The sequence below is a fragment of the Nostoc sp. DedQUE08 genome (assembly GCF_034530895.1).
Classification (GTDB): domain Bacteria; phylum Cyanobacteriota; class Cyanobacteriia; order Cyanobacteriales; family Nostocaceae; genus Nostoc.
In genome coordinates this window covers 1-13084 of the sequence record NZ_JAVRCD010000015.1, presented here as the reverse complement: position 1 = coordinate 13084, position 13084 = coordinate 1, and the positions used below count along the sequence as shown (strand labels likewise).

The 13084-nt window shown below is 41.1% G+C and carries 11 protein-coding genes; 3 read left to right on the top strand and 8 right to left on the bottom strand.

From position 1 onward, the window contains the following. The first annotated feature begins 53 nt into the window (after nt 1-53). Both RMY64_RS12250 and RMY64_RS12245 read left to right on the top strand, forming a co-directional pair. Nucleotides 54-320 (top strand): hypothetical protein, encoded by a 267-nt coding sequence (locus RMY64_RS12250; RefSeq protein ID WP_322689423.1) that lies wholly within the window; start codon nt 54-56, stop codon nt 318-320. Between the two features lie 47 nt (nt 321-367). Further along, nucleotides 368-1750 (top strand): aminopeptidase P family protein, encoded by a 1383-nt coding sequence (locus RMY64_RS12245; protein WP_322700190.1) that lies wholly within the window; start codon nt 368-370, stop codon nt 1748-1750. A 235-nt stretch (nt 1751-1985) separates the two neighbouring features. Here the strand turns inward: RMY64_RS12245 and RMY64_RS12240 are convergent, their stop codons facing one another. The 4 genes from RMY64_RS12240 to RMY64_RS12225 form a co-directional block, all read right to left on the bottom strand. After that, entirely contained in the window at nt 1986-2363 is a 378-nt protein-coding gene (locus RMY64_RS12240; protein ID WP_322685474.1) for a hypothetical protein, read from the bottom strand. An 18-nt stretch (nt 2364-2381) separates the two neighbouring features. Then, nucleotides 2382-2846, bottom strand: coding sequence for a CYTH domain-containing protein (locus RMY64_RS12235; protein ID WP_322700189.1), 465 nt, complete (start codon nt 2844-2846; stop codon nt 2382-2384). Between the two features lie 323 nt (nt 2847-3169). After that, on the bottom strand, nt 3170-3856 hold the full coding sequence (locus tag RMY64_RS12230; protein WP_322700188.1) for a DUF6875 domain-containing protein: 687 nt from the start codon (nt 3854-3856) through the stop codon (nt 3170-3172). A gap of 1174 nt (nt 3857-5030) precedes the next feature. Beyond that, entirely contained in the window at nt 5031-6698 is a 1668-nt protein-coding gene (locus RMY64_RS12225) for an alpha/beta hydrolase (RefSeq protein ID WP_322700187.1), read from the bottom strand. A gap of 501 nt (nt 6699-7199) precedes the next feature. On the opposite strand from RMY64_RS12225, the gene RMY64_RS12220 reads away from it, so the two are divergent. Then, nucleotides 7200-7652, top strand: coding sequence for a hypothetical protein (locus RMY64_RS12220; protein ID WP_322700186.1), 453 nt, complete (start codon nt 7200-7202; stop codon nt 7650-7652). Nucleotides 7653-7796: 144 nt separating this feature from the next. Here the strand turns inward: RMY64_RS12220 and RMY64_RS12215 are convergent, their stop codons facing one another. From RMY64_RS12215 to RMY64_RS12200, 4 genes are all read right to left on the bottom strand, one after another. Further along, nucleotides 7797-8846 carry a M28 family peptidase gene (locus tag RMY64_RS12215; protein WP_322700185.1) on the bottom strand — a complete coding sequence of 350 codons (1050 nt, stop codon included), beginning with the start codon at nt 8844-8846 and terminating at the stop codon, nt 7797-7799. Nucleotides 8847-9960: 1114 nt separating this feature from the next. Next, a complete protein-coding gene (locus tag RMY64_RS12210; protein ID WP_322700184.1) occupies nt 9961-11052 on the bottom strand; it encodes an ABC transporter ATP-binding protein in 1092 nt (363 codons plus the stop codon). Between the two features lie 186 nt (nt 11053-11238). Further along, nucleotides 11239-12123, bottom strand: coding sequence for a carbohydrate ABC transporter permease (locus tag RMY64_RS12205; RefSeq protein WP_322685480.1), 885 nt, complete (start codon nt 12121-12123; stop codon nt 11239-11241). Nucleotides 12124-12126: 3 nt separating this feature from the next. Next, nucleotides 12127-13038 (bottom strand): sugar ABC transporter permease, encoded by a 912-nt coding sequence (locus RMY64_RS12200; RefSeq protein WP_322700183.1) that lies wholly within the window; start codon nt 13036-13038, stop codon nt 12127-12129. Nucleotides 13039-13084 lie beyond the last annotated feature (46 nt).

Sequence of the window (13084 nt, the reverse complement as noted above, 5' to 3'; positions counted from 1 at the left end):
ACTATATACAGTACCTTAGAAATTAGGAATACAATCTCCAAAAACTAGAATCAATGTTAAAGCAAACCGAAAACGTGAGGATAAAAATCTTCAGAAGCATCTTTGCTGCTGTCAACTTAGCGCTAATTTCTGGAGGATTAGTTAGTTGTGTTGTTGAAGCCCCGCAGCCACTTGCACCAATTGAGCAACAAAAACCAGAGTTACAACCTAACCAGAACGACAAAGATGACGACCACAAAGATGACGATCGCAAAAACGATCAAAAAGATGGCGATCGCAAAAATAATAAACAAGATGACGATAAAGACGATAACGACTAAATACAGCCAAAACTATCACCTTTATCCTTTTCTTTGAGTTTACATTTATGCTTATCCCACAAACTTCTACTTCCCTCGCCGATACTTTACGCCACCGACGGCAACAACTAGCCAAGCTGATTGATTTTCCGGCAATTCTGTGGTCGGGTAGCAATAATCCGCGCAATTTTCCGGCAAATTCCTTTCCATTTCGGGCTAACAGTCATTTCCTTTATTTCGCCGGACTGCCATTACCAAAAGCGGCAATTCGTCTAGAAGCGGGAAAACTAGAACTATTCATCGACGATCCGTCACCCAGTAGCGCCCTTTGGCATGGAGAAATGCCAACGCGCGAGGAAATAGCCGAGAAGATTGGGGCAGATGTGGCAAGGCCAATGGCAGAATTAGAGTCTTGGCTAGAAGATGCCGCTACACTTGCCGTCCAAGATGCTGCTACTTGGACGCAGCAATCGCAGCTATTAAATAGATGGGTTTTACCACAAAGTCCTCCCCAAGGAATTGACTTGGAGTTAGCGAAGGCGATCGTTTCACTCCGCCTCACCCACGATGATGGTGCATTAACCGAGTTGAGAAAAGCTGCGGCTGTCACTGTCAAAGCTCACAAAGCCGGGATGGCAGCAACACCCCAAGCCAAATTAGAAGCAGAAGTTCGGGCAGCGATGGAAGGGGTGATTATTGCCCACAATATGACTACCTCTTACAACAGTATTGTCACCGTTCACGGTGAAGTTTTGCATAACGAGCAGTATCACCATAGTTTGCAACCAGGTGATTTACTGCTTGCTGATGTTGGTGCTGAGACTGAAACTGGTTGGGCGGGTGATGTAACTCGCACTTGGCCAGTTTCGGGTAAGTTTTCATCTACCCAAAGAGATATTTATAATGTAGTGTTGGCAGCCCACGATGCTTGCATAGCCAAAATCCAGCCTGGTGTAGAGTATGGGGATATTCACCTACTAGCGGCTACAGCGATCGCTGAAGGTTTAGTAGAGTTAGGCATTTTACAAGGAAATCCCCAAGATTTAGTAGAAATCGATGCCCACGCGCTGTTTTTTCCTCATGGTATCGGTCATCTACTGGGTTTAGATGTGCATGATATGGAAGATTTGGGCGATTTAGCCGGGTATGAAGAAGGACGCCAAAGGAGCGATCGCTTTGGCTTAAGCTATCTCCGTTTAAATCGTCCCCTGCGCCCAGGAATGTTAGTCACAATTGAGCCTGGTTTTTATCAAGTACCAGCAATTTTAAATGATGCCAATGTGCGTTCAAAATATCAGAATGTGGTGAATTGGCAGCGTTTATCTGAATTCGCCGATGTCCGAGGAATTCGCATTGAAGATGATGTTTTAGTTACTACAGAAGGCAGCGAAGTTTTAACAGCTGCATTACCAAATGATGCTGATTCTATAGAAAATCTAGTTAATGGCTAAGTTCATACTCACAGGCATCTTTTGTAAATATTTGCAGTGTGATGCTGCGTACTACTATGGTTTTTCTGAATTACTGGATCGATCTTTAATCCAGTTAAGCATTTGATATCATGTCCGCTTGATTACTTACTAAACCCCAAGAACCCCACCCCGCCAAAGCTACGCTTTGTCTCCCCTCCCCGCAGGCGGGGAGGGGCTGGGGGTGGGGTGCAATGACTGTGGGTATCATAACTAATTACCCCGACTTGATATGATTTCGCACACCACGTTCAGATCGTGAATCCAGCAAGATCGCTAACATAGAGGCATCGCGCCGATCGTCAGTGTTAGAGTACTGGGCTGGATCTCGATTTACTTGCACTTCTGCAATCTTTACGGTTTCTGCAATCACCTCAAAACGCACTTTGAAAATGCAAAAACCAGTCCAACTACGATGCAAATATAGCCAAGGAGCCTCATAGAAAATGAACCACTTATCTTCCATCTGCTCTGGAATTACTCCAGCAGCAATTCGGTCGAATTCTTCCTGCGAGTAAACTTTTTCTAGCGTTATATTTTTGCATACAGAAGGCATAGGTTCTGTTTTCCAATCATTGCGTTTGGCTATTCGCATAGTTTTGATATCATTCTATTACCATTGTGAAAAAGGGTATTTTACTAAATTGCTGTTGAAATATCTAGAGTCATCAGAAACTTCTTGTCCAATCCAGTTTGGTAATTCAATTTGTTGATTTTCATCAGTGAGTTCAACTTCTGCTAATATCAGTCCTTTATTAACACCATCAAACTCATCTATTTCCCAAATCAAACCACCCGACTCTATTTTATATCTAGTTTTTTCTATAAAGGGACGTTGACATAATGTCTCAAGTATTTCTTGAGCATCTTGAACAGGAATAGGATACTCAAACTCTAATCTCGAATATTTTATATTGGGGCCTTTAATGGTCAAATAACTTTTTTCCCCTATTATACGTATGCGTACAGTTGCTTTATCTTGTGTAGCAATATATCCTTGACGATATACACTACCTTCAGCTAATCCTCTCCAGCTATTTCCTCTCACTAAATATTTACGCTCTATTTCTTTTGCCATTTTATTTACCAAATTATTTGCTTTTATATATCACAAATAATAGAGTAATCCGAAATTTTTTCACAAAAATGTGTGCGCAATGATTACAAATCAGAGTCAAGTTGTTGAAGTATTCATATTAACTAATTGATAATTAGCGATCGCTTCTACTGTAGTCCGATAATTTACATACTGATGACGATTTGATGCTATCTGCAATAAACAATTGCAAGTAGCAGTAAATTCGTGATTTTTATCTCACTTATTTCAAGGCGCAATGAATTTTAAAGACTTTTAATTCTCCATACCTATGCTCAATAACTAACCCGTAATTAAAACATTTGTTATATGTAAGAACTCACCAAACTTTCTTGTTTAATTTGTTCTTTTGCTAAAGCCAATGCTTGACGAGCATTTTTAAACTTTATTTCATCTGTAAATTTATGCTCAAAATTCTTTAAATAAGCTTCCAAATATCGAATACGTAAGTGTGGATCGGCAGGATTCTGAAGAAAAGGGAGGTCAGCTTCAACCATGAACCGAATAGCCAACAATGGGATAGGGCTACGAAGTGGACGAAAGTTTGGGTTGTGTAGACCAGGACTTTCATTACGTTTATGAAATTCTCCTATCATTAATCCTGACTCAACAAACAAAGGTTTAAGTTTTTGTTGAACACTATCTACTACATTAGTAGCGTCTTCTATATAGATGTCAGGAAAAATAAGTAAAAAAGCTTTATTAATTGCTAATTCCTGCTCTTGAGGATCTATTTGCAGAAACATATCTCGATAGCGTCCAACAATCTCTTCTAATTCTTCTGGATACAAATCTTTTGTGTGAATAACTGCTAGACGAATACTGTTTGATTTGAGAGAGAAAGGTACAAAAGGGCAAACTGCGCCGGGTCTACCTAAGCCAGGATGAGGCCTTCCTAAAAAGTTTTTCACCCACTCCATAATTTCAATTAAGGTAGAAAGGTCTTCGTGTTGCTGGAGTTGTTCAATTTCACGAGTTGTATAGAGTTGCATAAGCTTGAGTTAAATGGAATAATTGTTTAATTCTGAATCCCAAATTAGTTTACATACAGGTATATTGTAAAACTAATTATTTAAGTAAATAAAACAAGCTCTTTGTTGTTGATTTTTGGTTAATCGGTAGCTTGCAGAAGATAACAATGCTCTCTCATTTAGTTCTGTGGACTTCAAGTAAGTTACTTCAAAACATACACAAACATATTTCACATCAAATAACTTGTTTTCATTTGTTTTGAAATTAGTTTGTAATATTTAGCTTCAGAACTAATATTTGAATCTTGAAATATTTGTAAGATATGCTACATTTTGGTAGCACACTCTACAATTAATTGACAGATTTTTTCAAAAAGAATTTACGATTTTTATAGGATACGTATGTACCATCATTCGGCATCTACTCCTAGTTGTTTACACTGTTAAACTTCTGTTATTTTTACGAATACATTATAAATTTTATGTGTAAATAGTTATTTTTACTGTAAAAATTTAGTGTAGTTTTAACAGCAACTTTAGGGCTATTATCAAGGCAGTATACTTATAGCAAGTAAAAAGTTTACACAGAATTGGTATAAGTCAATTTTATAAGTTTTATAATACTTACAGCGAATTACAAATTAATAAAGTACACTCTCCCAAATAGATTGGGGAAAATGCTTGATAGGGTGGGATAGTTAATCCACTTAGATGAAAAGTACTATATTCTCTATTGGTCGATCTCAACGTCAGGTATTTGTAGCGAATATCAGTATTTTAGGCTTTATTTGGTCTCAAAATAAAAATAGTAGGGATAGTTAGAATAAGCGGCGACTTCTACCGTTCCCCATACCCCTATTCTTAAGTAAGCTACTCACAAAATTAAATATTTTAGGACTTCCGGTACTATACCAATTAACCATAATATGCTTTAGGTCAAATTTATATTTCAGGTGCTGATTGCAACCCCGATTTTGCTGCATATTTACTGTTCTGGGTATTAGAAATGGTTCAAAAACCCAAAATTAGTATAGTCAATATGTATGATACGTAAGTCCTATATAGGACTCATATTTGATTTCTGAAAAAACTCAGTACACTCCTAAATCCCTTTTTTCCAGTTAAGAGTTCCCTCCCTACGCAAATATGTTCATTAATCAAATCGGATTCCTATATTTGTTTAATTGAAAGTCCATTATTTATCAACAAATTCTTTCACCACTGCCATAGCATCAGGAGGAATCTGGGTAATTAGACGGAAGGGAAATGCCGCAGTTGAAGCAAACTGAGCATAGTCTGGTGTCAGGAAGATAGCATAGTTTTTAGCTTCTGGAGTCATCTGGAAAGCAAAGGCCAAAGTTATAGCTTTAACATACTTGCGAACATCTGCTGCTTGTTCGCCGACAACTTCACCGCCACTAATCGGTGTATTTGGTTGTCCAACCTGATCTAATGTAGTGCTGGGGTCTTTTACACTGAGATGAGTAGCCCCAATAATACCAACTAGCGATTTTGGGGATGGAATTTTGTCAAATCCCACAATCTGTTCAGTTAAAGCTGGGGTGGTTTTATCGGCGGAACCTGCTAACACTATTGTAGGAACTTGTATCTTAGTTAACCCAGTTTCGCCAAAAATTAGAGAAGTTGTCGGATTGAAAGCGATCGCTTGTTTGATTCTGGGATCTCGTAGTTGATAACTATTTTCTGGTAGTTCTTGAGCGATGCACTGGATATTTTCTCCCAAACTTAAGATAGTCAGGTTCTTTTTACAGCGTTGTTTGAGATGTTCTAGTTGCAACTCGGCTCCAGCAAGTGCTAAAGCTGTACCACCACCAAGAGAATAGCCAACAACCATCGCGTTTGTAGTTGCAAGTTTCCCTTGTAGGGGATAATTAGCTGTTTGGTTGAGTTTTGCTAATTCGTCGAGGACAAAACTAATATCTTGAGGGCGATTTAAAAACTCTTGAGGCTTCATGACTCTGGTTTTGCCTTGTAATGCTAAATCAATATTTGCCGCATTACTACCGGGATGTTCTAAAGCTGCTACTACATAACCGTGGGATGCTAAATGTTCTGCTAAGTAACGCAAGTCCGTGCGGACTGACGCGAAACCGTGAGAAAAGACAATTACGGGTTTGTCGGGAGTTGCAGCAGTTGACCAGTAAATATCAACTGGAATTTTGCGATCGCGCTTTTGATCGTTGAGACTTAAATTGAGTACTTTTACTTGGGCGCTTCCTGGTTGGCTGGGATCGAAAGGGAAAGCAATCTGCGGTGTTCTCGGATGTGCTGTTATAGGGTCGAGTTGGGGAGCGATCGCTAACATAAATTGCTGGGTACGCCAAAAAGCTGTATTTAAGTTTTTTGTAACAACCCAAGCCTTTGGTAAATCAATTTCTAAGCGTTTACTGGGATAAGCAGCAATAAAACTCAGTATAGAAAGACCTTGCGGTGCAGTAGAACCTAATACCAAGCCCGATCTGAGCGCTTGTACCCCAGCTTTGTCCTTTCGGGCTAAGGCTGTAGCAAAGTCACTGAGAATACTTGTACCAATCTGGGTATTAATTAACTTATCAAGTGTGACAACATTCATCGGTATATTCATACCCAGCGCCCCCAAGAAGAAGCGGCGTTGTTCTTCAGATAAAGACTGTAAACTCCCAGGCAATTTTCCTGTTTTTACAGCCTTTTGCAACTCAGTAAGAGAGATGGATTCTGTAAATAAACCCAAACGCACAACAACCGTGTCAGCAGCAATGGCTGAAGTATTTACCCCGAACTGTGTAAGTGCGATGCCTACGGCGGGCAAAGCCAACGCGCTAAATAAACCCGCAACTGTCTTAAGACTTCTCCAATTTCCCATAAATTTTTATACCAACTGTTACTTACGGGAATATAACGGATATTTGTGTATTTGACTACCCCAATAATTGATTAGAAATAAAAGTAAATTTTTTCTTAACTTGATGGCTACGCCTATGCTCTAATCTCCTCAAAGCATCTGCTGATGCAAACAGAGCCATATTAGAAGGATAACAAAAGTAACAAATTGTAGAATTCATCACAGCCAAAAATTTGAGCATAAATCAGTGTTAACAGCCACAAAAGCTCGATTGTTTCTCAGCTAGGTTTAAGACTGTAACGGAGCTACTAGAACAGGGAAAGCGATGCCTGCGGCGGTAAACTACGCATCTACAATCTGCATTTTTTTTTCACAGAAAAATTTAACCGACTGCTTAATGTTTTGTCTTTGCTGTTTCAAACGTTTTGCAGAGGTGTTGCAGGTGAATAGTCTGATTGCTGTAGCTGCACAATCGTTACTGATCAAATTCCCCCAGCCGCGTCAACAATTTTTCTTGGCTTTATGCGTCGCAGACTACCCTATATTTTAATTTTTCTGCTCTCTTTGAGTATTATTACACTGTGGTGGCCTGTGAATGATTCTGATTGCAATTTTGAGGCTTTTATCGCATCAAAAACTACAAAATTTCAAGTACATGCTACTAAGGTTAGTATTCAGCCGTGGCGTGGTCGTCATCATGTATATGGCATCTTTATGATTCCTGATGAATACAAACAATCTCCATTTTTTGTGTTAACAGTCCAAGGTGCTGGCAGTTATTGTTCAAAACAATTTGGTTATAAACAAAACTTTGATGATATCTTTGCTGAACCAGGAACTTATCTGGTAAAGAAGCCTATTAGAACTCGAAAAACTCTGCGGCTCATTCTTCAAGGTTTATATTCTCAGGTCAATAATAAAAATAATTGGACATTGACTTTCCCTGAACCAAAAGCTAGTCAAAATAATTCGTAATTCGTAATTCGTAATTCGTAGTTACAATTAGTGTGGGCTTTAACCTACCACTGTCTTGTTGACCACTAAATCTGCATATTTAGTGGGGGTCTGTACCCTCTTTAATTACGAATTAGTAATTATTTTGTCAAGATAATTCATAAGTTAGCTTGGTGGTTGAGTTTCCAAAATCTGGTTTTTCTCTAATAAAGCACTAGTTGCATTAACTACAATTTGTGCTGCTCCGGTGAAGAACGATCGCTCGATAGTCGCTGGTACATCGCTAGGTTGATGATAGTGCGGAGTGCGTAAATTTGCGGTATCTGTCACCAGCACAGCACCCACACCTTGGTACCAAAACGGTGCATGATCGCTGCGTAAGGTGTCTGGTGTCAGTAAACCTTTAAAAGGAATTGGTAATGTTAGAACTGCTGGCATTGATTCCTGTTTATTCAGGGCGGTTGAGGGGGTATTTTGTGAGTTTTGAAAGGCATTCAGTAAAGACAAATGTTCTGTATCACCGACTACTGCCAAAAAATCGCCCTTGTCGCTAGGTGGCGTAACAGGCAATCCGGTAGGGTATTTCTGACATCCAGAAGTGTAACAAGCGTAACCTACCATATCCATAACGATCGCTCCGCCTAAATTTTGCAAGCGTGCTGTCTTACTCACAAAAGCCTGACTACCCAAAAGTCCTGCTTCCTCTTGGTCAAAAAAAGCTATCTGTAACGTTCGTGGCGTAGAACGAGAACCGAGCAACCGAGCGACTTCCAGCACTACAGCAACACCACTGGCATTATCATCAGCACCAGGGGAAGAGGCAACAGTATCGTAATGCGCTGCTACGAGAATTGCTTTCGCGGCTTTGTTAGTTCCTGGACGTTCGGCAAAAATATTCACACCGTCAGAGAACTTTTCTAATTTAGGTTTCCAGCCGAATTTTTTCAGTTCCGTTGTAATATAAGTGCGAGTAAGCGATCGCTCTTTTGTGGTGTAGCGCTGAAAATTCAACTTTTGGATATGGTTTAACAGCTTCTCAGTAGACACTTGGGGGGTAATATCAACTTCCCTTGATGGCTGTGAATCGAGTGTTTCCATCGGAATCCGCTCAACAATTGTCGGTGAGGGACGCTGTTCAAAAAACGTGCTACCTCTGCTACCCAACACGGCAACTGTCATCACCACCAACAGCATCAGCCAAATCCATTTTCTCATCTGATTTATCCTTGGCTTCCTGACTTAGGGTAGCGCAAATCCCCAAGCATCACTTTCCAGGATTGCTTCGGTTAAGGTTTTTTGATGAAAATTCTAGCGAGCGATCGCAAAGACGCGATAAATCTGATTAAGCTAAGAAACATCTAATTTGCATAATTGAATTAAATATAACTCTTGTGGGGTGGGCATCTTGCCATTGGTGTCAACTTAACGTGAAACCGCTTGTCCGCCGGGAATTGAAATTCCCGTCTCATAGCTAAAGTCATCTGAAGATGACTAAATATCGCCAAAAATCTCCAGTCTACTTCAGTAGACTTAAGCCTAAAAGCCAAAGAAATTTATTTCCGGGCGGGCATGGAAGCTAACAGTTAAGCTATTTCCAGCTTAAGTTGACACCAATGGCATCTTGCCCGCCCAGCTTATGCAATTTAAATGTGGAACAGCTTATTAGACCTGCCTTGAAAATAGAGGCTGAAACAACGCAAAATCGTTCCAAGATCATTTTCATTGTTCCTTGTGAGCGCAGCTCATGGAGTCTCTTGCAAAAGTCTCTAACACCCCACCCCCAACCCCTCCCCGCTTCCGGGGCTACCGTGTACACACAAGTCGAATTTCTTCTTAAATCCCAAAGATTACCTACTTAATCGCAGTGATGGTTAGGGTGGGGTAAAACTAAAGCTAAAACCTTAGTAAATCAGTTTTCAGGTGAGGTTTTGAGAATTTATGCAATAAATATATTGAATTCAGGTGGTCGTTTATTGAATTTGGGTGGTCGTTTATTGAATTCGGGTGGTCGTTTATTGAATTCGGGTGGTCGTTTATTGAATTCGGGTGGTCGTTTATTGAATTTGGGTAGTCGTTTATTGAATTCGGGTAGTCGTTTATTGAATTCGGGTAGTCGTTTATTGAATTCGGGTGGTCGTTCATTGAATTCAAGCAGTGGTTAGGGTGGAGTAAAACCCAGATTTTTGAACAACTTCAGACTTGTGTGTACACCGTAGGCTTGCGGGGAGGGGAACGTTTGTGTTAGCAAATGCGGGGTGGGGTTCTTTGTTTTTTATTTATGCAAGAGGTCTATTGTCGAGACGGCGATTCATCGCCTCTCTTGCTTGCGTTAACCTAACATTTGTCTTTTAACAACAGCATGGCCAGATTGCACATCAAACCAGTGAATATCTTCAGGGGGCAATGCGAGTATAATATCCTCATTACTCCAATTTTGGTCTGTTGGCAACAAAGCACGTACCGTAATCGCTCCGGTTTGTGAACCCTCAATCCTGACACTGACCAAATAGTGCATACCCAAATTTTCCACTAAAAATACTCGCCCTTGAATAGTCTGGGTATCACCTGGTTGAGCAATGCGGACATTTTCTGGGCGGATTCCCAGAACAATCTGCGGTGGTACAGTTGGTATATCTGGGAGAAGTATTTGGAAATTACCCAGGAGCGCGTATTTTCCCTTACAAGGTAGAGTCAGCAAATTCATTTGCGGACTACCAACAAATCCAGCCACAAATAGATTAGCAGGATGGTTATAGATACGGTCAGGCGGATCGAGTTGCTGGACATAGCCATCGTTGAGCAAGGCAACTTTCGTGGAGAGCGTCATCGCTTCGGTTTGGTCGTGGGTGACGTAAACAACTGGCACTTTTTGAGCGGCAAAAATTTGCTTGATATCGGCTCGGACTCGTTCCCGCAGGAGTGCATCCAGGTTACTTAAAGGTTCATCCAGCAGGTAGACATCGGCATTACGCACCAAAGCACGACCGACAGCAACCCGTTGCCGTTGACCTCCAGACATTTGACCAGGCTTACGGTTCATTAACTCTGCTAATCCTAAAACTTCTGCCACTTCTGCCACTCGCTGTTTAATTTCTGTCGGTGGTACTTTTTTCAGCTTCAGTCCAGAAGCGAGGTTTTCGTACACCGTCATGTGGGGATAGAGTGCATAGCTTTGGAATACCATTGCAATATTGCGATCGGCTGCTCGCTTATAGGTGACATCTACATCCCCGATTTCGATCTGACCGCGAGTCGGTTCTTCAAGACCCGCAATCATCCGTAGAACGGTGGATTTACCACAGCCAGAAGGGCCAAGTAAAGTGAGAAACTCATGGTTATCTACAGTTAAACTAACGTCTTTGACAGGGACGACTTTAGGACTGTAGGTTTTATTCAAGTTTTTAAGTTCGAGTTTAGCCATTTTTCATTTTTCATTTGTCATTTGTCATTTGTCATTTGTCATTTGTCATTTGTCATTTGTCATTTGTCATTGGTCAGAAATTATTATTCTCTCCTCTGCTTCCCCTGCTCCCCTGCTCCTCGGTCACTGAGCGACTTGCCTTGAGTGAAGTCGAAAGGAGTCGAAGTGCTGCTCCTCCTTGTCCCCTTATCCTTTGACAGCACCAGCGGTAAGACCTTGGACAATCCGGCGCTGGAAAAACAAAACTAGTAAAATTAAGGGTAATGTTCCGATGACAGTTGCAGCAGCGATCGGGCCATAGGGAATTTCATATATTGTCGCACCACCCAACTGAGCCGCAGCAACGGGAATTGTTTTTAACTCTTCACGCGTCATAAACGTGAGAGCAAAAATAAACTCGTTCCAAGCAAAAATAAAAGTGAGGATTCCAGTAGTTACTAACGCGGGAAGGGTCATGGGTAGCACGATTTGCCACAGTAGTTGAAAAGTGTTGTAGCCATCGACCCTAGCAGAATCTTCCAAGTCTTTTGGTAATTGTTCAAAAAAGCTTTTAAGTACTAAAATTGTTAGCGGCAAATTGATCGCAGTATAGGGTATAATCAGCGCCAGATAATTATTGCCCAATTTCAGCGCTTGGATAATTTCTAATAGTCCTAAGAACAAGAGAATTCCAGGAAATAAGGTAACAATTAAAATGCTGGCGAGGATAACTTTTTCACCCCAAGGGCGTAACCGTGCCAGAGCATAAGCCGCAGGTGCGCCGATCGCTAAAGCTACAGCAGTAGAAGTAATCGATACAAAGGCGCTGTTGAAGATGTAGCGCCAAAATGGGCGACGAGTAAATAACTCAATGTAGTGATTGAAAGTGAATCTTGTGGGGAAATAGACGGTAGGAACGGCGGCAATATCGTCATTTACTTTAAACGAAGTCAGCAATTGCCATAAAGCTGGTGCTAGGCTAAATAGCACTATTAATACAACTATGATGCCCAGCAAGATTTTTTTCAGAGAAAACTTGGTTCCCCCTGTTCGTTTTGGAGTCGTTGGCACTGCTTGGGGAGTTACACTCATCGGTTAAATGGCTCCTGATGTTTTGGCACGATATTTGTTAAGCAAGAAACTAGCGATCGCTACCGCCGCAATTAATATTAAAAATGTCACTACTACCAGGGCTGCTCCATAACCAAAATCTAAGTAGCGCATCACTGTGGAGTAAATGTACAATGACACCACTTCTGTAGCGCCACCAGGGCCACCCCCAGTCATCACAGCAATCAAGTCAAAAATTCCGAAAGCTTGAGCAAACCGAAATAGCACTGCAATTAATATCTGCGGCAGCAGTAATGGCAGGGTAATATTGCGGAAACTTTGCCAAGCAGTTGCTCCATCAACCGAGTAAGCTTCATAGAGGTCTTTTGATATCGACTGCAACCCAGCCAGCAACAGGATACTAATAAACGGCGTAGTTTTCCAAACATCAGCAAAAACCACTGCGATCGTCGCCAGCGTTGGCTCTCCTAACCAATTAATCCCAGTCTTAATCAGCCCCAAGCGCAGCAGAATATCATTCACAACCCCAAACTGATCGTTAAAAATCCAAGACCACGCCAGACCAATCAAAGCAGTAGGCAAAGCCCAAGGGATAATGGCAGTTGTACGCACTATGCCCCGACCAACAAACGCCTGATTGAGAACTAAGGCAATCCCCAGTCCTAGCAACAGTTCTGAGATTACTGATGCTGTTGTGAACACGGTTGTCGCCCACAAACTCTGCCAGAAACGACCATCCCCCGCCATCCGCACATAATTCTCCAAACCAGAGAATACGGGTTGTAACTCTGTTCCCAAATTTCTAGTAAATACGCTTAACCAAAATGCTCGTAAAATCGGGTAGGCAAATACAAACAACAACAGCAGCAATGCTGGTGTTAGTAAGATCCAGGCTGTCTGTTGTTCTCGATTTCTGAGTGTATGTAAATTTGTCATTTGTCATTTGTCATTTGTCATTTGTCATTTGTCATTTGTCATTTGT